The organism is Mesorhizobium sp. P3_B5 (assembly GCF_056402815.1).
This window is the reverse complement of sequence record NZ_JBFUGR010000009.1, coordinates 38,889-60,935: the sequence shown is the minus strand read 5'-3', so window position 1 is coordinate 60,935 and position 22,047 is coordinate 38,889. Positions and strand designations below refer to the sequence as shown.

The 22,047-nt window shown below is 64.3% G+C and carries 22 protein-coding genes; 14 read left to right on the top strand and 8 right to left on the bottom strand.

All coding sequences use genetic code 11. The features are described 5' to 3' along the window. Positions 1-40 precede the first annotated feature (40 nt). Together AC1DVW_RS21775 and AC1DVW_RS21770 are read right to left on the bottom strand one after the other, a co-directional pair. Positions 41-1,153: an ABC transporter ATP-binding protein gene (locus AC1DVW_RS21775; RefSeq protein ID WP_477325802.1), complete on the bottom strand. Its 1,113-nt coding sequence runs from the start codon at positions 1,151-1,153 to the stop codon at positions 41-43. A gap of 438 nt (positions 1,154-1,591) precedes the next feature. Then, a complete protein-coding gene (locus tag AC1DVW_RS21770) occupies positions 1,592-2,239 on the bottom strand; it encodes a TetR/AcrR family transcriptional regulator (protein ID WP_477325800.1) in 648 nt (215 codons plus the stop codon). Between the two features lie 105 nt (positions 2,240-2,344). Between AC1DVW_RS21770 and AC1DVW_RS21765 the strand changes: the two genes are divergently transcribed. The 3 genes from AC1DVW_RS21765 to AC1DVW_RS21755 are packed head-to-tail and all read left to right on the top strand — an operon-like array spanning position 2,345 to position 4,836. Continuing rightward, a complete protein-coding gene (locus AC1DVW_RS21765) occupies positions 2,345-3,541 on the top strand; it encodes a Tm-1-like ATP-binding domain-containing protein (RefSeq protein WP_477325798.1) in 1,197 nt (398 codons plus the stop codon). Between the two features lie 11 nt (positions 3,542-3,552). Next, positions 3,553-4,416 (top strand): phosphoenolpyruvate hydrolase family protein, encoded by an 864-nt coding sequence (locus tag AC1DVW_RS21760; RefSeq protein ID WP_477325796.1) that lies wholly within the window; start codon positions 3,553-3,555, stop codon positions 4,414-4,416. 3 nt (positions 4,417-4,419) lie between these two features. After that, complete coding sequence (locus AC1DVW_RS21755; RefSeq protein ID WP_477325794.1) at positions 4,420-4,836, top strand: cupin domain-containing protein; 417 nt, start codon at positions 4,420-4,422, stop codon at positions 4,834-4,836. Between the two features lie 186 nt (positions 4,837-5,022). On the opposite strand, the gene AC1DVW_RS21750 is transcribed toward AC1DVW_RS21755, so the two are convergent. Further along, entirely contained in the window at positions 5,023-6,213 is a 1,191-nt protein-coding gene (locus AC1DVW_RS21750; protein ID WP_477325792.1) for a M24 family metallopeptidase, read from the bottom strand. A gap of 376 nt (positions 6,214-6,589) precedes the next feature. Between AC1DVW_RS21750 and AC1DVW_RS21745 the strand changes: the two genes are divergently transcribed. The 6 genes from AC1DVW_RS21745 (at position 6,590) to AC1DVW_RS21720 (ending at position 12,385) form a co-directional block, all read left to right on the top strand. After that, the gene (locus AC1DVW_RS21745) at positions 6,590-8,200 is read left to right on the top strand and encodes an ABC transporter substrate-binding protein (protein WP_477325790.1); all 1,611 of its coding nucleotides are present in this window, start codon (positions 6,590-6,592) and stop codon (positions 8,198-8,200) included. Between the two features lie 262 nt (positions 8,201-8,462). Then, positions 8,463-9,449 (top strand): ABC transporter permease, encoded by a 987-nt coding sequence (locus AC1DVW_RS21740; protein WP_477325788.1) that lies wholly within the window; start codon positions 8,463-8,465, stop codon positions 9,447-9,449. Further along, positions 9,446-10,276, top strand: coding sequence for an ABC transporter permease (locus AC1DVW_RS21735; RefSeq protein ID WP_477325786.1), 831 nt, complete (start codon positions 9,446-9,448; stop codon positions 10,274-10,276). The genes AC1DVW_RS21740 and AC1DVW_RS21735 overlap by 4 nt, the downstream gene beginning before the upstream one ends. Beyond that, the gene (locus AC1DVW_RS21730) at positions 10,273-11,103 is read left to right on the top strand and encodes an ABC transporter ATP-binding protein (protein ID WP_477325784.1); all 831 of its coding nucleotides are present in this window, start codon (positions 10,273-10,275) and stop codon (positions 11,101-11,103) included. Before AC1DVW_RS21735 ends, AC1DVW_RS21730 begins: the two co-directional genes overlap by 4 nt. Then, positions 11,100-11,882, top strand: coding sequence for an ABC transporter ATP-binding protein (locus AC1DVW_RS21725; protein ID WP_477325782.1), 783 nt, complete (start codon positions 11,100-11,102; stop codon positions 11,880-11,882). Before AC1DVW_RS21730 ends, AC1DVW_RS21725 begins: the two co-directional genes overlap by 4 nt. Then, complete coding sequence (locus AC1DVW_RS21720; protein ID WP_477248638.1) at positions 11,879-12,385, top strand: L-2-amino-thiazoline-4-carboxylic acid hydrolase; 507 nt, start codon at positions 11,879-11,881, stop codon at positions 12,383-12,385. Before AC1DVW_RS21725 ends, AC1DVW_RS21720 begins: the two co-directional genes overlap by 4 nt. On the opposite strand, the gene AC1DVW_RS21715 is transcribed toward AC1DVW_RS21720, so the two are convergent. Genes AC1DVW_RS21715 through AC1DVW_RS21695 form a run of 5 tightly spaced genes read right to left on the bottom strand, consistent with a single transcriptional unit; the run spans position 12,382 to position 17,432 of the window. Further along, a complete protein-coding gene (locus AC1DVW_RS21715) occupies positions 12,382-13,173 on the bottom strand; it encodes a DeoR/GlpR family DNA-binding transcription regulator (RefSeq protein WP_477248637.1) in 792 nt (263 codons plus the stop codon). The two genes, AC1DVW_RS21720 and AC1DVW_RS21715, sit on opposite strands and share 4 nt — an antisense overlap. A gap of 2 nt (positions 13,174-13,175) precedes the next feature. Next, positions 13,176-13,979, bottom strand: coding sequence for an HAD-IIB family hydrolase (locus tag AC1DVW_RS21710; RefSeq protein ID WP_477325980.1), 804 nt, complete (start codon positions 13,977-13,979; stop codon positions 13,176-13,178). A 7-nt stretch (positions 13,980-13,986) separates the two neighbouring features. After that, positions 13,987-15,279 carry an iron-containing alcohol dehydrogenase gene (locus tag AC1DVW_RS21705; RefSeq protein ID WP_477325780.1) on the bottom strand — a complete coding sequence of 431 codons (1,293 nt, stop codon included), beginning with the start codon at positions 15,277-15,279 and terminating at the stop codon, positions 13,987-13,989. A 14-nt stretch (positions 15,280-15,293) separates the two neighbouring features. After that, positions 15,294-16,748: a xylulokinase gene (locus tag AC1DVW_RS21700; RefSeq protein WP_477325778.1), complete on the bottom strand. Its 1,455-nt coding sequence runs from the start codon at positions 16,746-16,748 to the stop codon at positions 15,294-15,296. Between the two features lie 6 nt (positions 16,749-16,754). Further along, positions 16,755-17,432, bottom strand: a complete 678-nt coding sequence (locus AC1DVW_RS21695) for a 4-hydroxythreonine-4-phosphate dehydrogenase (RefSeq protein WP_477325776.1) — start codon at positions 17,430-17,432, stop codon at positions 16,755-16,757. Positions 17,433-17,592: 160 nt separating this feature from the next. On the opposite strand from AC1DVW_RS21695, the gene AC1DVW_RS21690 reads away from it, so the two are divergent. From AC1DVW_RS21690 to AC1DVW_RS21670, 5 genes are all read left to right on the top strand, one after another. Further along, positions 17,593-18,975: an ABC transporter substrate-binding protein gene (locus AC1DVW_RS21690; protein ID WP_477325774.1), complete on the top strand. Its 1,383-nt coding sequence runs from the start codon at positions 17,593-17,595 to the stop codon at positions 18,973-18,975. A gap of 66 nt (positions 18,976-19,041) precedes the next feature. Continuing rightward, the gene (locus tag AC1DVW_RS21685; protein ID WP_477325773.1) at positions 19,042-19,971 is read left to right on the top strand and encodes a carbohydrate ABC transporter permease; all 930 of its coding nucleotides are present in this window, start codon (positions 19,042-19,044) and stop codon (positions 19,969-19,971) included. A 10-nt stretch (positions 19,972-19,981) separates the two neighbouring features. After that, positions 19,982-20,815 carry a carbohydrate ABC transporter permease gene (locus AC1DVW_RS21680; RefSeq protein WP_477325771.1) on the top strand — a complete coding sequence of 278 codons (834 nt, stop codon included), beginning with the start codon at positions 19,982-19,984 and terminating at the stop codon, positions 20,813-20,815. A 14-nt stretch (positions 20,816-20,829) separates the two neighbouring features. Continuing rightward, a complete protein-coding gene (locus tag AC1DVW_RS21675; RefSeq protein ID WP_477325769.1) occupies positions 20,830-21,885 on the top strand; it encodes an ABC transporter ATP-binding protein in 1,056 nt (351 codons plus the stop codon). Beyond that, positions 21,882-22,046, top strand: coding sequence for a hypothetical protein (locus AC1DVW_RS21670; protein ID WP_477248629.1), 165 nt, complete (start codon positions 21,882-21,884; stop codon positions 22,044-22,046). Before AC1DVW_RS21675 ends, AC1DVW_RS21670 begins: the two co-directional genes overlap by 4 nt. The last annotated feature ends 1 nt before the right edge of the window (position 22,047 follow it).

The window sequence follows — 22,047 nt, the reverse complement described above, 5'->3', positions numbered from 1 at the left end:
TTCCTCCCTTGGTTAACCGTATTGCTTCTCGCCGTTCGCGTCAGGTCATTGCCTGGCCGCTCGCGGCGCGGAAGACGTGGATTTTCCTGTTATCGATGGCGATCGATGCCGAATCGCCGGTCCTGATGCTGGCGGCGATCGCTTCCGGCAGCACCATGCGCAACATCTGGCCGCCGGCCTCGACCGAGACGATTGTGATGTCGCCGAGGGGTTCGACCAGATGCACCTTCGAGGCAACCCCGGCTTCGCCCTTGGCGGCGAGCCGAATGTCGCTCGGGCGAATGCCGATCAGCGCGGCCTCGCCGGCATCGGCAGTCTCTGGCGCCGTCGCCGGAACCAGAGTCCCGAGCGGCGTGTCGAAAGACCTGGTGTCGGCGCGCACCGAGGCCGTGAACAGATTCATGTGCGGCGAGCCGATCTTGCTGGCGACATAGGTATGGATCGGCTGCTCGTAAAGCTCGTCCGGCGTGCCGATCTGGACGATGCCGCCATCGCGCATGACGGCGATCGTCTCGCCCATCGAGAGAGCCTCGAGCTCGTCGGGCGTGGCATAGATCACGGTCATGCCGAACTGGCGGTGCAGCCGCTTCAGCTCGGCGCGCGTCTCGTGCCGAAGCTTGGCGTCGAGATTGGTGAGCGGCTCATCGAGGAGAAGAATCTTTGGCCGGCGGATCAGGGAGCGGCCGAGCGCGACGCGCTGCTGCTCTCCGCCGGACAGGGTTGCCGGCTTGGCCTTCAGGCGGTGTGTCAGCTTCAGGATCTCGGCGGTCTCTTTCACCCGCTTGTCGATCTCGGCGCTCTCGGCTTTCTCCTCGCGCAGCGGATAGGCGAGATTGTCATAGACCGTGAGGTGGGGGTAAAGCGCGAAAGACTGGAAGACCATCGAGATGCCGCGGCCGGCGATCGGCGCATGGGTCATGTCGCGGCCGCCGATCTCAAGCGTGCCGGAGTCGGCCTGGACGAGGCCGGCGATAGTGCGCAGCGTCGTCGTCTTGCCAACCGAGCTCGGCCCGAAGAGTACGAAGAAGCGGCCTTCGTCGACGGCGAAGCTCAGGTCGTTGATGGCGCGCACGGATCCATAGGCCTTACTGAGCCCATCGAGGCGCAGCGCAATCCCCTTGCCGGCACTGGCGCGAGGCGACGTCTGCGTCACGATGCGCCACCTCGTGCGGACGGAACACGCGCCATCCGTATGATCCTCCTCGCCCTGCCGAAATAGACTGCGGCTGTCATTCCCGATCCGCCTTTTCTTTCCTAATCTGGTATTACCAATTTAAGATGCCCGTCAAGCGCTTTCTTGAAATTCGCCGTCACCAAAATAAGCTGGAAACGTCCGCTATATGTTCGTATTTCCTTCATTTTTGGCAGTTCTCCACCTTCATCCAGTTCGCAAAACGCCAATCCCCGGAATTACTGAAATCGCCGACCTTCAAATCTGGTCGAACCAGATTCGCTCCGAGCTACCGCAGCGACCGCCCCGGATTGCCCTCGACAACCCCCCAATCGGTCCGCATCGGGAGAAGTCTCATATCCTGCATCCGCCTTCGTCCAGCCCTCCTCCATGCCCAATTCACGCCGCCACCACCCCTGGTCAGGATGGCGTCCGGAGTCGCGCCTGCCGCACCAGCGCTGAGGCCGCCCATTGGGCGACGGCCAGGGTCTTTCCGCTGTCCAGGCCCCAGATGTCCTTCAGCACAATCAGCAGTTCGACGCCGAAAATCAGCGACAGCGCCTGCGCCAGGCGCTCGAATTCGCGCGGCGGCAGCTCGCCCCTCAGTGGCGCAAGCGCATCCTCCAGCAGGCCCATGCGATGGCCGCGGGTAAAGGCCGGCTCGCCACCCAGCGCGCCTGCCTGCTGGCGGGCCCACTGGTCGAGCGACAATTTCAGCGCCGCCTTGAAGGTCGCCTCGAAAGCCTCGATGCGCGGCATCGCGCTGTCTATTAATTCCGCCAGGCGGCGTTCGGCATCGGACGAATCGGATCGCCACTCGAGTATCGGGCCTAGCCCCTCGTCGACGACCGCCTGCACCAGGGCTGTCTGGCTGGGGAAATAGCGGTAGGCGGTGGCGCGCGACACTTCGGCCGCTTCGGCAACCTCGCTGACCGAAGGCGTGACGCCAGCCTGCATCAACCGCGTTGCCGTCTCCAGCATCAGCCGCTTTGTGCGCGCACGGGGCCCACGCTCGGCGGCCTGGTCAGCATCGTCGTTCGCTGCGGCTTGTTGACGTGAGACATCCATGTCAATACGATACGCGCGTCTCAAAAATTTGCAATGGCCTTCGCTTGCCGACGGCTGGCAGAAGCCGACGACAAACGTCGGCCGCGTGACGACCGGGGAAACGCCATGAAGCGCATCTATGTGGTGGGCACCGCCGATACCAAGGGCGAGGAACTCGCCTTCCTGGCCGACGCAATCACCGCGGCCGGTGCGGCTGTTGCCCGCGTCGATGTCGGCACGCGGGGCGCGACCGTGCCGGTCGACATTGCGGCACGCGAAGTCGCCGACCATCATCCCGCTGGCCGCGGCGCCGTGCTTGATATCGACGACCGCGGCACCGCCGTCGCGGCCATGGGCATAGCCTTCGCCCGCTTCGCGCAGTCGCGCACCGACATATCAGGCATCATCGGCCTCGGCGGTGGTGGCGGCACCTCGATCGTCACGGCAGGCATGCGCGCTTTGCCGCTCGGCCTGCCCAAGATCATGATCTCGACGCTGGCCTCCGGCGACACCGCTCCTTATGTCGACGTCTCCGACATCGTCATGATGCCGGCGGTGACCGACATGGCCGGGCTGAACCGGCTGTCGCGTGTCGTGCTGCACAACGCCGCCCAGGCGATATCGGGCATGGCGGCGAAACCGGCACCGCCGCCCGGCGGCAAACCATCGATCGGCCTCACCATGTTCGGCGTCACCACGCCTTGCGTGACCGCCATCGCCGACCAGCTGCGCTCGACCTATGACTGCATGGTCTTCCACGCCACCGGCACCGGCGGCCGTTCGATGGAAAAGCTCGCCGACAGCGGCCTGCTCTCCGGCGTCATCGACATCACCACCACGGAAGTCTGCGACCTCCTGTTCGGCGGCGTGCTGCCGGCGACCGACGACCGTTTTGGCGCCATCGCCCGCACCGGACTGCCCTATGTCGGCTCTGTCGGCGCGCTCGACATGGTCAATTTCTGGGCGCCGCCGACCATTCCGGAAAAATATCGCGGACGCCTGTTCTACGAGCACAATCCGAACGTGACGCTGATGCGCACAAACGCCGAGGAGAGCCGAGCCATCGGCGAATGGATCGGCACGAAGCTGAGCCTTTGCGAGGGTCCAGTCCGCTTTCTCATTCCCGAAAAAGGTGTCTCGGCGCTCGACATCGAGGGCGGCGCCTTCTTCGACCCGGAAGCCGATGCCGCTCTGTTCGACGCCATCGAGCGCACGATCAACCCAAGCGACGCCCGTCGCGTGACGCGCTTGCCGTTGCACATCAACGACCCCGAATTCGCCAAGGCTGCGGTCGCTGCCTTTCTCGACATCGCCAGACAGTGAGATACGAAGACATGGCCGCCATACCGCGCAAGAAAATCCTGGAAAAGTTTCGCAAGATGATCGCCGACGGTGTGCCGATCGTCGGTGGTGGCGCCGGTACCGGTCTGTCGGCCAAGGCTGAGGAGGCCGGCGGCATCGACCTCATCATCATCTACAATTCCGGCCGCTACCGCATGGCCGGGCGCGGCTCGGCCGCCGGTCTGCTCGCCTATGGCAACGCCAACGAGATCGTCAAGGAAATGGCCTACGAGGTGCTGCCGGTGGTCAAGAAGACGCCGGTGCTGGCCGGCGTCAACGGCACCGATCCCTTCGTCATCATGCCGCTGCTTCTGGCCGAACTGAAGACAATGGGCTTTTCCGGCGTCCAGAACTTTCCGACCATCGGCCTGTTCGACGGCCAGATGCGGCAAAGTTTCGAGGAGACCGGCATGGGCTACGGCCTTGAGGTCGACATGATCGCCGAGGCGCACAAGCTCGACCTCTTGACCACGCCCTATGTGTTCAGCCCGGATGAGGCGCGCGCCATGACCAAGGCCGGCGCCGACATCGTCGTCGCCCATATGGGCGTCACCACCGGCGGTTCGATCGGCGCCACGTCAGCCAAGTCGCTCGACGACTGCGTGCAGGAAATCGACGCCATCGCCAATGCCGCGCGCTCGGTGCGCAAGGATGTCATCCTGCTTTGCCATGGCGGGCCGATCTCGATGCCGGACGACGCGCGCTACATTCTCGACCGCTGCAAGGGCCTGCATGGTTTCTATGGCGCGAGCTCGATGGAGCGGCTGCCGGCAGAAGCCGCAATCGCCAAGCAGACCGCGGATTTCAAAGCGGTCACGCTTGGCGGCAAGACGGCTGCAAAGAAAAAGAAGGGATGAGAGATGACCGACAAGAGCAAAATGTTTGTCTACCCCAGGGATGTCAGCGCCTTCGGCTTCGACTGGGGCCGGCTGGCGCTGACCGTCGCTCCCGAGGTGAACGGTGCGGAGCGCTTTTCCGGAGGGGTCGTCGACTTGCCCTCCGGCAAGGGCCACACGCGCCACAATCATCCGGGCGCCGAGGAAATCATCTTCGTCATTTCGGGGAATGGCGAGCAGATGGTCGAGGATGAGAAGGGCAATCCGGTGGTTGCCAAGGTCGGCCCTGGCTGCACCATCTACGTGCCGGAAAGCCGTTTTCACTCGACGCTGAACACCGGCGACGGACCGATGCAGCTCTTCGTCGTCTACTCTCCGGCAGGGCCGGAGCTGGTGCTGCGCGAGTTGCCGGATTTCAGGCTGATTCCGGCGGGGAAGTAATCTTCCTCCCATCCGCTCAATTGCGGGGAGGCCCCCTCATCCGGCCGCTTCGCGGCCACCTTCTCCCCGAGGGGAGAAGAGACTGGCGTTCGTGCCGGCCCTCCTCTCCCCTCGGGGAGAGGTCGGATTGCCCTGAATTGCCCTTCGCAATTCGGTTGGCAATCCGGGTGAGGGGGCCGCGCTCAGCTAAGCGACCCCACCCCTGTTCCACCCCCGACCCCGATCCCCGAACATCACATAGCCGGTCTCGGTGACCGCCAGCGTGTCCTCCAGCTTGATGAAGCCGCGCGTCGGGTGAAGCATCGTCGTCTCGACCGACAGCACCATGTTCCTCTCCAGCGGCTTTGCCGCATAGGTGCCTTCATAGGTCACCGGATGGTTGGTCATCAGGAACGGCGCTTCATGCGTGATCAGCCCCATGCCGTGGGCGAAGAAATCTGTATAGGGGGCGACCTTCGACGCCTTCAGCACGCCCTCGGCGTAGGAGATCATGTCGCCGCCCAGCGTGCCGGCTCTGACCTTGGAGAAGGCCGCCTGCTGCACCGTCTCGACCTCGGCCAGAAGATCCTCCAGTTCGGCGTCCAGTTCGCCCAGAATGCCCATGCGGCAGAGGTCGCCGATATAGCCGTGATAATTGCCGCCGGAATCGATCGACAGCACCTCGCCTGGCTTCCACGCCTGCGGTGAGGCGGCACGGTTGTGGCTGGCGCCCAGCGTCAACAGGCAATATTCGAAATGCGCGCCGCGATTGGTTTCCTCGCGCCGAAGCTGTTCGATGATTTCGCTCTTGGTCGTGCCTTCGCGGGCCCAGCCAATGGTCGCCAGCATGGAATCGGTGATCAGTTCGGACGCTGTGCGCAGCTTGTCCAGCTCGGCGTCCGTCTTGATGGCGCGCATGCTCTCCAGCATCGCGGTGGCGTCGATCAGCTTGGCATCCGGCAATGCCTTGCGGATCAGCGTATAGGCGTCCGAAGGCAGAAAACTCGGCTCGATGCCGATGCGGGCGCCCGCCTTGCCGATCTTCGTCAGGTGCTGGACCGCGAGATTGGCGGCGTCGAGTGTGCCCCAGCAGGCGGCATGCAGCGTCGGCGTCCAGAACGGATTGTTCTGGTGCTCCGCGCCCTCCATGCGGTTGCCGATATAGGCGGCGTGATCCAGCCCACCCTTCTCGTAGACGACGACAGGCAGATAACGGCTGTGGCCGATCGCATCCATGGCAGCGAAGAAGATGAACTTGTAGCCGCCGAGCAGATACTGCGTGTTGTGCTTGGACGTGGCGAGCAGCACGTCGATGCCCGCCTCCTCCATCAGCCGGTCGACCCTGGCGTGGTCGAACGGGATGTTGCTGACGGCAGTCTTGCCCGGGGCGACGTTCATCTCTCTCTCCCTGAATTCGCCAGCCGGTCGGTCGGATCGCCGGCTGTTTTGGTCCTGATCTTCTGGCTGTCCGCCAAATCTGCACCATTTTGCCCGGTCTGGTCCAGCCAGAAATAGGTTGTTCTGGCTCAACGGCTCAAGCTGCGGGCTCCGCCAGCCGCTTTCAGCCAAATCTGGTCTTACCAGATCGGGCGCATTGAGCCACTCCCCTGTAACTGGTCCAGCGGATGGAATTTTCAAAGCCACATGAAGATGCGCCAATTCCGTCTCTGGCGAAACCCTCGGCAAGGCCCATAATCTCCGCCGCATGGATGCTCGCGAGCGTCCTAGGATATTGGCGCACCCGGCCGGGTCGCGGAGAGGACGGAGTTCGATCATGTCAGATTTCACGATTTCCAGACGCACGATGCTTGCCGGATCAGCCTTGCTGCTGGCCTCCACCGCCATGCCTGATATCGGCTGGGCGCAGACGCCGAAAAAGGGCGGACGGCTGGTGCTTGCCGCCGATTCCGAGCCGCGCAACCTGAACCCGGCGATCGTCGCCTCCAACGGCGTCTTCTTCATCTCGAGCAAGATCGTCGAAACGCTGGCGGAAGCCTCGTTTGACGGCAAGGACGGGCTCGACCCGCGCCTGGCGCTCAGTTGGGAAGGCGCTGCCGACGGCCTGTCGGTGACCTTCAAATTGCGCGACGGCGTCAAATGGCATGACGGCAAACCCTTCACCTCCGCCGACGTCGCCTTCTCGGCGCTGCAGATCTGGAAGCCGCTGCAGAATCTCGGCCGCACCGTGTTCAAGGATCTGGCCGCCGTCGACACGCCGGACGAGCTGACCGCGGTGTTCAAATTCGCCAAGCCGACACCATTCCAGCTGATCCGCAATGCCCTGCCGGCGCTGTCGAGCGTGGTGCCGAAGCATATCTACGAGACCGGCGACATCGCCACCAACCCGGCCAACAATGCTCCGGTCGGCACCGGCCCGTTCAAATTCGCCGAATACAAGGCCGGCGAATATTACCTGCTGGCCAGGAACCCCGACTACTGGGGCAAGGACGAGCCCTGGCTCGACGAAATCATCTACCAGGTTCTGCCCGACCGCACCTCGGCGGCCAGCGCGCTCGAAGCCGGCGAGATCCAGCTCGCCGCCTTTTCCGCCGTGCCGCTGGCCGACCTCGACCGCATCTCCAAGGTGCCGGGCCTCAAGGTGATCACCAAGGGTTATGAAGGCCTGACCTACCAGCTGGTCGTCGAGATCAACCATCGCCGCAAGGAGCTGGCCGACCTCAAGGTGCGGCAGGCGATTGCACACGCCATCGACAAGGATTTCGTCGTCAAGACCGTTTTCCTCGGCTATGCCGCCACCGCCACCGGGCCGGTGCCGAAGAACGATCCGCAGTTTTACACCGCCGACGTGCCGACCTATGCCTTCGACGTCGCCAAGGCCAACGCGCTGCTCGACGAAGCCGGTTACAAGAAGGGCCCGGACGGCAAGCGCTTTACGCTAAAACTCTTGCCGGCACCCTATTTCAACGAGACCAAGCAGTTCGGCGACTATCTGCGCCAGGCGCTGGCGGCCATCGGCATCGACGCCGAGCTGGTCAACAACGACTCGCCCGCGCACATCAAGGCCGTCTACACCGACCACGCCTTCGATCTCGCGGTCGGCCCGCCGGTGTTCCGCGGCGACCCGGCGATCTCGACCACCATCCTGGTGCAAAGCGGCATCCCAGACGGCGTGCCCTTCTCCAACCAGGGCGGCTACAAGAACGACGATCTAGACGCCCTCATAGCCAAGGCCTCGGAGACGCTCGACACATCAGCCCGCACCGAGCTTTACAAGGAGTTCCAGAAAAAGGTGGCCGCCGACCTGCCGCTGATCAACGTCGCCGAATGGAGTTTCATCAGCGTCGCCAAGGATACGGTGGGCAACATCGCCAACAATCCGCGCTGGGCGGTCTCGAACTGGGCGGACACGTATCTGGCGGGCTAACCTCCAGACTTGCAGATCATCTGTCCGGGTGCTCAGGTTCGACAATGAGAGTCCCTTCGCGCCCCCCTCTGTCCTGCCGGATATCTCCCCCACGAGGGGGGAGATCGGCTGTCATTGTCGCCTTCGCAAATCGCCAACGTCGCAGGATGGAGCGCCGCGCTGAAACTGCCAATCTCCCCCCTCGTGGGGGAGATGTCCGGCAGGACAGAGGGGGGCGCCCTAGAACGCGACCTCAAATGCTCGCGAGCGGCGTCTTTACGCCATGACCCGCGCCCTCACCCTCCTCCGTCGCCGTCTCGTCGGCAGCATCTTCGTGCTGGCGATCGTCATCATCGGCACCTTCCTGCTGCTCGAACTGGCACCCGGCGACGCGGTCGACGCCTATATCGTCTCGACCGGCGGCGATGCCGGCATGATCGAACTGCTTCGTCATCGCTGGGGCCTCGACCAGTCGGAACTGACGCGTCTTGCCAACTATCTCTGGGCGCTGCTGCATCTCGATCTCGGCCAGTCCGTGACCTTCTCACGACCGATCCGCGACGTCATCCTCGAGCGCCTGCCCAACACCCTGCTTCTCATGGGCAGCGCCACCGCGCTTTCCTTCGGCCTCGGCTCGGCGCTCGGCATTTATGCCGGCGCCAGACCCGGAAGTTTTCGCGACCGTTTCCTGTCGATCGGCTCACTGGCGCTCTATGCCGTGCCGGGCTTCTGGCTCGGACTGGTGCTGATCGTCGTCTTTGCCGTCGACCTGCGCTGGTTTCCGATCGGCGGCATCGAAAGCATCGCCTCGAACAAGACCGGGCTTGCCCGCGCCGCCGACATCGCCACCCATCTCGTCCTGCCGGTGTCAGCACTCGGCTTCATCTACCTGGCGCTCTATCTGCGCATGATGCGCGCCGGCATGGCCGAGGTCTGGCGGCAGGATTTTGTCCTGGCCGCTCGCGCCAAGGGGCTGTCGCGCCGCCGCATCGTGCTCGCCCACGTCGCCCGCAACGCGCTGTTGCCGCTGGTCACCGTGCTTGGCCTGCAGTCGGCGCAGATGCTGGGCGGCAGCGTCGTCATCGAAAGCGTCTTTGCCGTGCCAGGCCTTGGCCGGCTGGCGCAGGAAGCGGTGGCCGGGCGGGACACGCCGCTGCTGCTCGGCATCATTCTCGTCAGCGCCGTGCTGGTCATCGTCATCAACCTGCTCGTCGACATAACCTACGCCTTCCTCGACCCGCGCGTCGGCGCCAGCGAGGTCGGCGCGTGAGCCCGCTCCGCCGCTTTCTGCGCACCCCGGAGGCCGTTGCCGGCGCCATCATCCTCGCCGCGCTGTTCGCCATAGCGCTGTCGGCGTCGCTGTTTTTTCCCGGTGACCCGCAAGCCATTGCCGGACCGGCGCTGCTGCCGCCGTTCCAGGATTGGTCGCTGCCGCTCGGCACCGACCGGCTCGGCCGCGATGTGCTGGCCGAGCTTTTCCATGGCGCCCGCACCTCGCTGGCGGTCGGGCTGGCGGCGGCAGCTGCATCCCTCTTTATCGGCGCTGTTGTCGGCACGCTGGCCGGCTTTGCCGGCGGTCTCGTCGACGAGGTGCTGATGCGCATCACCGACGCTTTTCAGACCGTGCCGAGCTTCCTTTTGGCGCTGGCCTTCGTCAGTGTCGTCGGGCCGTCGCTCGGCGTCGTCGTCGTGGCCATCGCGCTCAGCGCCTGGACCGGACCGGCGCGTGTCGCGCGGGCCGAAGTGCTGTCGATCCGCGAACGTGACTTCGTCGCCGGCGCCCGCGTCATCGGCATGCATCCGCTGCAGATCGCTTTTCGCGAAGTGCTGCCCAACGCGCTGCCGCCGGTGCTGGCGCTGTCGTCGGTGATCGTCGCCGCCGCCATCCTCACCGAAGCAGCACTTTCCTTTCTCGGCCTCGGCGACCCCAATCGCGTCACCTGGGGCGGCATGATCGCCGAGGGCCGCGCAGTGCTGCGCACCGCGCCCTTCCTGTCGATCATTCCAGGCATTGCGCTCGTGCTGACCGTGCTCGGCGTCTATCTCGCCGGCGAAGGCGTCGTCGAGACGACAGCGGTGCGAAGGAGCCTGTCGTGACGGCGCTGGCTTCGATCCGCGACCTGACGGTGACTTACCGCCGTGATGGCAGCGAGGTGGCGGCCCTGAAAGGGATCAGCCTTGATGTTGTTGCCGGCGAGCGCCTGGCCATCATCGGCGAGAGCGGCTCGGGCAAGAGCACGCTGGCGCTGGCGATTGCGGGGTTGTTGCCAGCTTCCTCCATAATCGGAGGGCGCATCGAATGGCCTGCGATGGATTTTCAATCGTCGAAGGATCGCCAACCTAAATTCGTCCCCCTCCCCGGTCGCGATATCGGCTTCGTCTTCCAGGACCCTTCGGCCAGCCTCGATCCCGTCATGCCGATTGGCAAACAGATCGCCGAGGTCGCCCACACCCATCTCGGCCTCGGTTGGGGAGAAGCCTTCGCCAAAGCCAAAACCCTGCTCGCCCGTGTCCGCTTGCCTGATCCAGGCGCCGCCATGCGCGCCTTCCCGCATCAGCTGTCCGGCGGCCAGCAGCAGCGTGTGGCGATCGCCGCCGCGATTGCGGCAGTCCCGAAACTCCTGATCGCCGACGAGGCAACCAGCTCGCTCGACACCATCGTCCAGGCCGAGATCGCAGCACTCATCCGGCGACTGGTGGCCGAGGACGGCATGACGCTGCTGTTCATCACCCATGACATCGCGCTGGCCGCCGAGCTTGCCGAGCACATTGCGGTATTTCGGCACGGCGAACTGGTCGAGATCGGTGCAATGACGCAGATCGTCAACGCGCCGCGCCACGCCTATACGCGTTCATTGCTGGATGCCAATCTCGGCCTCGATGCCGAGCCGCTGCTTGGTCGAACAGTCAGGCTCCCGGCATGAGCCTGCTGACGGTTTCCAATCTCGCCAAACGATACCATCGCAGCGGCAAATCGATCGCCGCGGTCGATGATGTCTCCTTCCACATCGAACCCGGTGAGACCCTGGCTCTGGCCGGGCCTTCCGGCAGCGGCAAGTCGACCATCGCGCGCCTGGTGCTGCGGTTGATCGAGCCTGATTCCGGTCACATCGAATTCGAGGGTAGCGATTTCCTGGCCTTGAACGGCGCAGCCTTGCGCGCGCGGCGTGCCCGTCTGCAGATGGTATTCCAGGATCCGCTTGCCGCCTTCAATCCGCGCGCCACCGTGGCGCGTGTGCTCGACGATCCCTTGCGCATCCATGGCATCGCTCCTCGGGCCGAGCGCCCGCGCCGCATCGCCGCTTTGTTGGACCGCGTCGGCCTGACCGCCGACCTCGCCCCTCGCGCCATCCATGAGATCTCCGGCGGCCAGCGCCAGCGCGTCACCATAGCCCGCGCCATTGCGACAAAGCCGTCGCTGATCGTGCTCGATGAAGCCGTGTCGGCGCTTGATGTATCGGTGCGTGGACAGATCCTGGAGTTGCTGCTTCACCTGCAGCGTGAGGAACGCATCGCCTATCTGTTCATTTCGCATGATCTTGGCGTTATCAGAGCGATCGCCCATCGCATCATCATCCTCGACGCCGGCCGCATTACCGAGAGCGGCGACGCGCGTGCCGTGATCGAAGCACCGCAATCGGCGATCGGCAAAGCGCTGGTGGCGGCAGCCCCGAAATTGAAAAGAAGCCAGGACGCATCATGACCGACCTCGAAGCCAGGGCCGAGAAACTGTCGCGCGAACTCGATTCCGCCTTCCGCAACCGCGCCGACCTCTACCGCCTGTTCCTCGATGAACTGACGGAAGAACTCGGCGCCGAAAAAGCCGAAGCGATCATGATCCGCACCATCGAGCAGCGCGGTAAGGAGGTCGCGGCCGCCGCCTTCGCCGCCTTTGGGCCCAACGACGCCCGCGCCATAGGCGAGGCATTTCTGGCCATCAGTCCGGATGGCGGCCGCATGTATCCGACCGATGTCGAACGCAGCGACGAGCGCATTGCCTTCAAGGTCAAGCGCTGCCCGTTGAAGGATGCCTGGGTGGAGGCTGGTGTTGGCGACGAAAAACTCGCCACGCTCTGCCGCATCGCCGGCGCCTTCGACCGCGGCCTGTTCGAGGCGACCGGCGTGCACTTCGACAATGTCACCTGGACGCCGGGCCACGGCTCCGGCTGCTGTCATATCGCCTTGACCAACCGGGATGCGGGCTAGACGAGATCAGCGGCTGCGAAAACGTGGATTTCCGTACCGGCCTCTTCGCTGGCCGCGCGCAATTCGGCCTGCGGTTCGCGGTCGGTGACGATGTCGGAAATGTCGCGGAGCGCGCAGACGCGCTCGAGGCTGGCGCGGCCGAACTTGTCATTGGTCACCACCAGGACCGTCGACAGCGATCGCGACATCATCGCGCGCTTGACCGCCGCCGCACCCGAGATCATGTCGCTCGGGCCATCCGCCGTCACCCCAGATGCACCGATGATGGCGACGTCGGCATTGTAGCGGTTGACGAACTCGACCGTGTCTTCGCCCAGCACGCTGCCTTCGCGGCTGTCATAGGTGCCCGGGCACAGGATGACGCGAAAGGTCGGATTGGCGCCGGCCACCGATGCCACACCGGTCGAGTTGGTGATTATGATCAAATCCCGCTTCAGTTGGGAAAGGTTGCGCGCCACCTCATAGGTGGTCGAGCCGCCGTCGATCATCACGATCTGGCCTTTCTCGACCAGGCTTGCCGCGCCGCGCCCGATCCGCGCCCGTTCCTCGACCATGGTCAGGCCACGCTCGGAAATCACCGGCTCCGACGTCACCAGAGAGATCGTGGCGCCACCATAGGTGCGGTTGAGAAGCCCGGCCTCGCCCAGTTCGATCAGATCGCGGCGGATCGTTTCGCCGGCGACGCCGATGCGTCTGGCCAGCTTTGAGATGCGGATGGAGGCGGAACGGCGCACTTCCGAGAGGATGAGCTCGTGCCGCTCCTTCTTCGTCAGTCGGCCTGGCTCCATGGCTATTCCCGTTCCTTCACTGCAATCAGCGCCTTCGCAAGTTCGGCAAATCCGTCCGCGCCGCGTCCCCCTGTGACGAAGGCGGGCGACGCCGGAAGTTCGCCGGCGAAGTCGAGAACATTAGCGACGCCGACGCTGTTGGGGAAGAAGCCGAACATCGGTGCGTCGTTTGGACTGTCGCCGACAAAAACAACACTGTCCTTGTCGCGGTCGATGTCTATACCGAAACAGTCCCGCAAGAATAGCCGGCTTGTCGACAGTTTGTCATAGCCGCCGAACCAGCCATTGACGTGGATGGACGAGATTTTTGCCGTCGCGCCATGGCGCCGGAAGATGTCGACGATCCTCAGCACCTCGGACTTGTGAAGTGGCTGCACATCCTCACGGAAATCGATCGCCAGATCGGCCTCGCGATAGGCTTGATCGGCCGCCACCGCGGCGCCTGGAATTTCCGCGAGCACATCCCTCTCGATCTGCCGAAGCTTCGCGGCATCGGCCTGCCGCTCGGTGGCACTTTTGGCGTAGTGGCGAACGATCCGCTTCCTGGCGTCGTCGTAGCGAAAGTAGAAAGCGCCGTTCTCGCCGATCACGCCGTCCACGGGCCATTGCCGCGCGATCAGGTCGCACCAGCCGGCCGGCCGGCCCGTGACCGGGGCAACGATGAAGCCCGCCTGCTTCAGCCGCTCCAGCGCCGTATAAGCTATGGCCGGCAGCCGGCCCTTGTCGGTCAGCGTGTCGTCGATGTCGGTGAGCACGACTGTGATCTTGCGTCGGTCCTCAACCGTGAAATCCGCGAGCGGGCGCAGCACCCGCTCAGGCCCCTGCCGGCACTGGCGCGAGCGACGCCGCCGCAACATCGAGCATGGTGAACCGGTCACGGATCAGCCGCGCATTGGCGACCGCCTCGTCGTAGAACGCAGGCGGTATCGCCACGTCCTCGGGCGTGGTCGGTGCACCCACAGCAAGCAGGGCCTGCGCGATATCGCGCGCCGGCCGCGCCGCCTTGGTGAGCTTTTCACGATGCGCCGGCCAATGCCTGGCCAGCATGGCGTTGATGGCGGCGGCTCGTTCGAGTTCGAGGATCTTTGGCTTGAACGCAGCCCAGCAGGAGCGCCCGAGCGTCGCGCCGAAGATCGCGGTGAAGCGATCCGGTGTGTCTGATGTCGGCGATAGCTGCAGCTCCGGCAGCGCCAGCACCCGTTCCTGCAGCCTTGCCATGGTCAGCGTCGTCACCGCGATGTGTTCGCCGTGATGCGCCTCCGGCAATCCCTGGCCGCGCATGTCGATGTAGTGCGCGATCAGATGTTCGCCCTGGCTGGCCGGATAGGAGCCGCCGCACAGCGTCATGCCGAGGCCCGACATCACGAGCGTGCGCACCAGCACTTCCATCGCCGCCAGATCGCCTGTCCTGAGGTCGCCGGCCTTTGCGATGAGCGCCTTCTCGTCTTCCGCCAGAAGCATGAACGGCGCTTCCCGGTACGGCGTGCCGATCAAAAGATGCGCCATCAGCCAATCGGTCTGGGCGGTTGGCCGGGCCATCGAATCGCCGAAACCGGCGGCGATCAGCCGATGCGGTGCCCGCGCCATCACGTCGAGATCGAGGAAGACGCCGACCGGCAACGTCGCTGTCAGCGACTTCTTCAGCCCGTCCTCGGTGATCGCCGCCGAGACCGATGTGTAGCCGTTCATCGACGGCGCGGTGCCAAACACCGCATAGGGTTTCTTGGAGAGATGCGCGGCATATTTGGTGATGTCGTTGATCGAGCCCGACCCGACCGCAACGAGGCTGCTGGCGTTTTGCGTGCGGGCGATGACCGATCGAACCGCCTCCATGTCGGGATGCGGATGGCGCGGCAGGATGATCTTGTCGACATCGCCCGTGCCGCGCAGTGCGATCGACACCCTTTCGCCCAGCGCCAGCCTTGTATCGGGATCCATGACGACGGCGAGCTTGCGGCCGAGCGGCAGCGGCGCCACCAGCGTGTCGGCCTCGTCGCCAAGGCCGCGGCCGATGACGATGGTCTTCAACGGCACCGACAGCATGCCGCCGCCATCCGGATCAGGCAGCGTGCCGGCGATGAGGCGATCGAGCATTTGTCTGGACATGAGATGCCGTCCGGTCAGTCGTGGAGTGGTGCCAGCGCATCGAACAGCGTTCGATAGCGCCGGTAGCTTCTGTCGTAGATTTCCCCGGCTACGGGGTCTGGGTCGATTGTCTCGATGCGGCCGGCCAGCCTTTCGGCGGCTTCCTGCACCGAGGTGGAGAGGCCGATGGCAGTGGCGGCCAGGATTGCCGCCCCGATCGGCGAGGCGTCAGTGGCGCTAGTGATTTCCACCGGCCTGGCGCTGACATCGGCACGGATCTGCGCCCATACGCGGCTGCGTGCGCCACCGCCCGAGAGCCTAATGCGTCGGGTCGCAATGCCGAGTTCGCTCAGCCGGTCGACCACGTCGCGCATGGCGAAGGCACAGCCTTCGAGAACAGCGCGGGCGCAAGCTGCTTTGCCGTGGAAGGAGGTCAGCCCATAGAAGGCGCCCCGCGCGCCGGCAATCCAGCGCGGCGCCATGGCACCGGACAGCGCCGGCAGGAACAAGAGATCGTCGCTGCCGGGAGCGATCGACGATGCCAGTTTCGACATCGCCGCCGGCGAGCTGACGCCGAAGGTCGACAGGAACCACGTCACCGCGCCACCCGAAAGCCATCCTGGATTGGAGACGAAATAGCGATCGCCGAGGAAGCCGTGTGTTTCGACCAGACCGTTCGAGTCGAGGCGAAGCGTATCTGAAATCGCACCGACCACTTCGGCGGTGCCGAGATTGCAGGCGACGACGCCAGGCACGACAACGCCGGCGCCGATGGCTGCGGAAAAATCATCGCCGGTGCCGACCGCCAGCGGTATCCCCTGGGGAAGCCCGGTCAGCTCCGCGCCGTCGCGCGTCAAGGTTCCCGCGACCGCCGACGCGTTGTCGATCTCCGGCAGCCTTGTCACGTCGATGTCGAACGCGGCCAGCAGATCGCCGGCATAGGCCCGATCCTTCAGCCCATAGAGCATGGTCGTCGAAGCCAGCGCGTGGTCGATGACGGCGCGGCCACACAGAGCGGCGACCACAAACGACACTGGCTGGTGCCAGCGCACGGCGTGGCGCGCTTCGGGCAGGTTGCGCGAGGCCCAGCGGATCTTGGCCGCCATATGCGTCGCGTCGAGAACGAGGCCGGTGCGTTCGCGGATGAAGCCGGCATCGATGCCCGCGGTTTCCGCCCCTGCCCGGCGATCCATCCAGATGATGCAGGGCGCCAGCGCTCGCCCGTTGCGGTCGACCGCAACGCAACCATCGAGCTGGCCGGCAATGGCCATACCCCTAACGTCGGAAGCGGTCAGCCCGGCCTTGCCGAGCGCATTGGCAATGGCGGGCTTCAAGGCAGCGAGCCACAGCGCCGGATCCTGCTCGGCCCAGCCCGGCGCCGGGAAGACCGGCTGGTAGGGCACGCTTGCCTCGCCACGCAGCCGCAGATCATCGTCGACGACGACCGCTTTCAGGCTCTGTGTGCCGAGATCGATGCCGACGACTGCCATGATGCCTCAGACGCGTTCGCAATCCGCGAGGACATCCCGCAGCTGCGAAAGGATAGAACCTTTCGTCGGCGAATAGGAACCGTCGAAAACCGCGGTGCCGATCGTAAAGGCATCGGCGCCAGCCTGCTTGATCGCCTTGATCCGCTCGGCCGAGGCAACGGCGCCGGCAACGATGAGATGCGCCGCCTGGCCAAGCCCGCGGCGGGCGGCGCGAACCAGCTCGATCGGATCGGCCTCGGTTGCGCGGTAGGCGAGGACATCGCATCCGGCACAACCTTTTTCGGCGAAGGAACGGCAATCGGCCTCGACATCGGCGGCAGAGCCGCCGAGCTTGGTCGGGTGGCCGACCGGCTTGCCCGGAAACGGGTAGTATTGCGTGTCGCTGCCTTTGAGCAGCTGCATGATCTCGTCGACCTGCGTGCCGCCCAGCAACCGGTGGATGCCGAGATCGCGGGCGATGCGCGCCGAGTTCAGGCAGGCTTCGGGCGTCGTCGAAACGACTTCCATATAGGAGGTCGCGCCGGTCCGATGGATGGCGCCGGCCAGCGTCTTCAGCACCTGAGGCGCAACACCGATATCCTTGAAGCCGACATGCTTCAGGCCGACCGGCTCGATCAACTCGACGAGATCGAGACAGTCCTCGACCGTGCGATCGTTGCGCGTCAGCATGAAGATGAAGTCCATTCCGAAATCCCTTGCCGCGGGTGGAGTGCCGGCTCGCTGCCGGTCTGTTAGCACCACCCTTCCAATTGTTGCAAGGTGCCACATTTTGATTTGCAGTACTACACATTTTGTGACAGAACGGGCGCCAGCTTCGCCAGGCACGCTCCGAGGAGAGAGAAGAATGCTCAAGTTGCTGACACGCGGGAGTACCGCATCCGGACTGCTCGTTGCCGCAGCCCTTTTGTGGCAAGTCACACAAGCGGCGGCGTGGAGTTTGGAAGAGGCGTCAAAGCCTTACAGCGGGCAGACCATCCGCATGGTCGGCGAGTCGCTGCCGCCGCTTGAAGCGCTGAAGAAGATGGCACCGCAGTTCGAGAAACAGACCGGCATCCATGTCGAAGTCGAGATGTACGAGCATTCGGAAGCCGTCAACAAGGTCCAGCTCGATCTCAACTCACACCGCGGCCGCTACGATGTCATCATCCAGCCGCACCGCGAACTCGGCAAGTTCGCCACCAACAATCATCTCATTGAAATCTCCAAGATGATGGCCGATCCGGTGCTGCGCGATCCGACCTTCGAGCCGGAAAAGCAGCTCTACCAGACCGCCTGGCACGAAATCTCCTGGTATGACGGCAAGGAGTACGGCTTCCCCTTCACCGTGCTCAACATGTTCATGTGGTATCGCTCCGACCTGCTGGCCGATCCCAAGGAACAGGCCGGCTTCAAGGCCAAATACGGCTATGACCTCGCCCCCGCCCAGGACTGGAAGCAATACCGCGACATCGCCGAATGGTTCTATCGCCCCGACCAGGGCTTCTACGGCACCGCCTTGCAAGGCAAGCGCCACGAGGCGCTGTGGTACGAGTGGCTCAACTTCCTCTATTCCTTCGGCGGCGACGTGCTCGACGTGAAGAGCGGCTCGGCCTGCGGCCCTGTCATCGTCAACAGCCCGAAGGCCGTCGCCTCGCTCGAATACTATAAGAGCCTGCTGCAGTTCTCGCCGCCGGACAGCCTCAACTATTTCTGGGACGACGTCATGGCGCTGATGCAGCAGGCCAAGGTCGCCGAGCTGATCATGTGGAACGACGCCACCTATGCCGTGTCGGTCGACACCACGGCATCGACGGTCGTCGGCAAGGTCGGCTTCGACCTCGTGCCGCAAGGCGATGGCGGCAAGATCGGCCAGGTCGAGGGCTGGACCTACCTCATCCCGGTCTATTCGAAGAACCCGCAGGCGGCCTTCCTCTTCGTCCAGTGGATGATGGGCTATGACCGCCAGCTCGAACAGCATCTCAACGGCGGCGCCTCGGGCCGGCCCGACGTCTATGCCTCGCCGGAGGTGCAGAAGCTGCCTTACGCCAAGGCCTCGATGGCGGCCAATGAACATGCGGTGCCGAAGGCGACGTTGCCGCAATCGGCTGAGATGACCGACATACTGGTGCGCGAACTCTCCTCCTACCTCGCCGGTGAGAAGGAAGCGCAGGCGGCACTCGACACCGCGGCGACCGATATCTCGACGCTGCTCGGTTCTTGCGCACCAATGACCTATCCGGCACGATAGGCCCCAAGCGTCGCGCAGAGGCTACCCGCAGCAGCGGGTAGCCGTTCTTGTACCCAGGAATTGCCCGTGACCAACCGCACTTCATTGCCGCGCGGAATGCCGCTCCTTGACCGTGGCGTGGGGCCGCTGCTGATGCTGCCGGCGACGCTGCTGGTTGTCGTCTTCCTGGTCGGCCCGTTCTACTACATGGTCTATACGGCGCTGACCGATCTCAGCTTCGCCGATGCGAGCCATTCCGGCGCCTTCATCGGCTTAGACAATTTCCGCAAGCTGATGCGCAACGATCCGTTCTTCTGGGCGTCGTTCCTGCTGACGCTGAAATTCGTCGTCATCGCCGTGCTGCTCGAATTCCTGATCGGCTTCGCGCTCGCCTTCCTGATCTTTCGCTTTGTCGCCAGCCAGCGGCTTTTGACCACGCTGCTGCTTATCCCGATGATGATCGCGCCGGTTGCCGTCGGGCTGATCTGGCGCCTGCTCTTGCAGGGCGATTTCGGCATGCTGACTTTCTACATGCGCAAGATCGGCCTGCTGGCGCAGAACGCGGCGGTGCTTTCGGCCCCCGACCTGGTGTTCCCGACCATCGTCGCCATCGATGTCTGGCAGTGGACGCCCTTCGTCACGCTGATCATGCTGGCCGGTATGATGAGCCTGCCGAGAGCACCGTTCGAGGCGGCGATGATGGACGGCGCCAAACCGTTTCAGATCTTCCGCGATGTCATGCTGCCGCTGCTCAGGCCCGTCATCGCGCTGGTGCTGCTTTTGCGCGGCATCGATGCCTTTAAGGAATTCGACAAGGTGTTTTTGATGACCGGCGGCGGTCCGGGAACGTTGACCGAACTGGTGTCGATCTACGCCTACCGCGTCAACTTCCGCAACTGGGACCTCGGCTACGGCGCCGCTGTCGCCTTCATGATCTATCTGGTGGTGCTGATCCTGTGCTCGGTCTTCTACAAGGCCGTCTACTGGACGGGCAGCAAGCCGGCGGCTGCGTTTTGAGGGCTCGTCGATGATCGATCAATCCACCAGCCGCGCCTGGAAGAGCTTCGCCTGGGCGGTGCTGCTGGTTGCCGTGGTGGTGGCGCTCACGCCTTACGTCTGGATGGTGCTGGCCTCGTTCAAGAACCGCGTCGACCTATTGTCGTCGGTGCCGAAATGGACCTTTGCGCCGACGCTCTCCAACTACCCGGCCGTCTTCATCGACAAGGAATACTGGCCGCTGGCCATCAACTCGGTGCTGATCTCGGTGTCATCGACCGTGCTCTGCATCCTCATCGGCGCGCCGGCCGCCTATGGCTTTGCCCGTTCCGATTTTCCCGGCAAGGAAGACCTGTTCTTCTTCTTCCTGACCACGCGCATGGCGCCGCCGATCTCGATCGCCGTGCCGCTGTTCCTGTTCTTCACCTCGCTTGGCCTGATTGACACCATCTATGCGGTGGTCATCGCCCACACCTCATTCAACCTCTCGCTGGTGGTCTGGATGATGCGCGGCTTCTTCGCCGAAATTCCGAAGGAGATCGACGAGGCGGCAATGATGGACGGGCGCTCGCGGCTGGGCGCATTCTTCTTCGTCGTCGCACCGCTGGCGGCACCCGGCATCGGCGCGACAGCGGTGCTCTGCTTCATCCTGTCCTGGAACGAGTTCCTCTATGCCTTCATCCTCGTCGCCTTCGATGGCCGTCCGCTCACCGTCGGCATACCGGGACTGGTGACGCCGCACGGCACGCTCTGGGGCCAGGTCGCGGCGGTTGCCATCGTGGCGACGCTGCCGATCGTCCTCTTCACCTTCCTTGTCCAGAAACAGCTCGTGCGCGGTCTCACCTTCGGCGCGGTCAAAGGCTGATCTCAGGAGTTCGCATGGCAATCGTTTTCGACGGCGTCACCAAGGCCTTCCCGGACGGGACGGTGGCGCTGCAGGCGCTGGACCTCGCCTTCGAGCCGGGCGAGTTCCTCGTCCTGCTCGGCCCTTCGGGGTCCGGCAAGACGACGGCCTGCCGGCTGCTCGCCGGCCTCGAACGTCCGACAGCCGGCCGCATCATGGTCGAGGGCCGTGATGTCACCGACCTGCCGCCGCGCCTGCGCGGCATGGGCATGGTGTTCCAGAACTACGCGCTCTACAGCCACAAGAGCGTCTACGAGAACATCGCCTATCCCTTGCGCATCCGGAAGATGCCGGCCGCCGAACTCGACCGCAGTGTGCGCGCCATGGCCGAGCTCCTGGAAATCACCCGTTATCTCGACCGCCGGCCGTCGCAACTGTCGGGCGGCCAGGCGCAGCGTGTTGCGGTTGCCCGTGCACTGGTCTGGCAGCCCAGCCTGTGCCTGATGGACGAACCGCTTTCCAACCTCGATGCGTTGCTACGCCTTCACATGCGCACCGAACTGAAGCGGCTGCATCGCGAGTTGAAGAAAACCTTCGTCTTCGTCACCCACGACCAGGAAGAGGCGATGACTTTGGCGACAAGGGTCGCGGTGCTGCGCGAAGGCGCGCTGATCCAGTTCGACGATCCGCGCGAAATCTATCGCCGGCCCGCCAATCGCTTTATCGCCGAATTCATCGGCCGTCCGGCGATGAACACCTTTGACGGTCATGTGCGTGGCGGCGTCTTCCACGCCGACGGTTTCTCCTGCCCTTTGCCCGGCCGGCCGGATGGTCCGATCACCCTCGGCATTCGTCCGGAGCAGATCCAGCTCGTCGATGCCTCGGCTGGCGATGCGATCAGCTTCGCCGTCGATGTCGTCGAACTGGTCGAGCCGGATGTGCTGATCTTCGCCAGGAGCAAGGCCGACTCTCTGATCGTCAGGACCGTCAACAACGATCGCGCCTACGATCCCGGCCAGACGCTGCATCTGCGCTTTCCCGTGGCGGCGCTGCATGTCTTCGACGCGGCATCGGGAGCACGGCTGCCGTGAGCACGCTGCTTGCGTTTGTCCCGCTGGTCGCGGCAGCTTTCGTCTGGTGGCAGTTCCACCGCTTCAACAATTCGAGGCGCTGGTTCTCGACCGGTGAGCTGATCTTCTGGGACGCCATCGCGCTGGTCATCCTGCAACTCGTCTGGCTGATCTGGTTCTGAA

Bases quoted from the DNA above. Each gene is read 5' to 3' on its own strand.
- AC1DVW_RS21705 (WP_477325780.1), bottom strand. From the start codon at position 15,279: ATGTCCAGACAAATGCTCGATCGCCTCATCGCCGGCACGCTGCCTGAT.
- AC1DVW_RS21750 (WP_477325792.1), bottom strand. From the start codon at position 6,213: ATGAACGTCGCCCCGGGCAAGACTGCCGTCAGCAACATCCCGTTCGAC.
- AC1DVW_RS21765 (WP_477325798.1), top strand. From the start codon at position 2,345: ATGAAGCGCATCTATGTGGTGGGCACCGCCGATACCAAGGGCGAGGAA.
- AC1DVW_RS21740 (WP_477325788.1), top strand. From the start codon at position 8,463: ATGACCCGCGCCCTCACCCTCCTCCGTCGCCGTCTCGTCGGCAGCATC.
- AC1DVW_RS21755 (WP_477325794.1), top strand. From the start codon at position 4,420: ATGACCGACAAGAGCAAAATGTTTGTCTACCCCAGGGATGTCAGCGCC.
- AC1DVW_RS21720 (WP_477248638.1), top strand. From the start codon at position 11,879: ATGACCGACCTCGAAGCCAGGGCCGAGAAACTGTCGCGCGAACTCGAT.
- AC1DVW_RS21690 (WP_477325774.1), top strand. From the start codon at position 17,593: ATGCTCAAGTTGCTGACACGCGGGAGTACCGCATCCGGACTGCTCGTT.
- AC1DVW_RS21770 (WP_477325800.1), bottom strand. From the start codon at position 2,239: ATGGATGTCTCACGTCAACAAGCCGCAGCGAACGACGATGCTGACCAG.
- AC1DVW_RS21695 (WP_477325776.1), bottom strand. From the start codon at position 17,432: ATGGACTTCATCTTCATGCTGACGCGCAACGATCGCACGGTCGAGGAC.
- AC1DVW_RS21745 (WP_477325790.1), top strand. From the start codon at position 6,590: ATGTCAGATTTCACGATTTCCAGACGCACGATGCTTGCCGGATCAGCC.
- AC1DVW_RS21760 (WP_477325796.1), top strand. From the start codon at position 3,553: ATGGCCGCCATACCGCGCAAGAAAATCCTGGAAAAGTTTCGCAAGATG.
- AC1DVW_RS21675 (WP_477325769.1), top strand. From the start codon at position 20,830: ATGGCAATCGTTTTCGACGGCGTCACCAAGGCCTTCCCGGACGGGACG.
- AC1DVW_RS21700 (WP_477325778.1), bottom strand. From the start codon at position 16,748: ATGGCAGTCGTCGGCATCGATCTCGGCACACAGAGCCTGAAAGCGGTC.
- AC1DVW_RS21725 (WP_477325782.1), top strand. From the start codon at position 11,100: ATGAGCCTGCTGACGGTTTCCAATCTCGCCAAACGATACCATCGCAGC.
- AC1DVW_RS21680 (WP_477325771.1), top strand. From the start codon at position 19,982: ATGATCGATCAATCCACCAGCCGCGCCTGGAAGAGCTTCGCCTGGGCG.
- AC1DVW_RS21715 (WP_477248637.1), bottom strand. From the start codon at position 13,173: ATGGAGCCAGGCCGACTGACGAAGAAGGAGCGGCACGAGCTCATCCTC.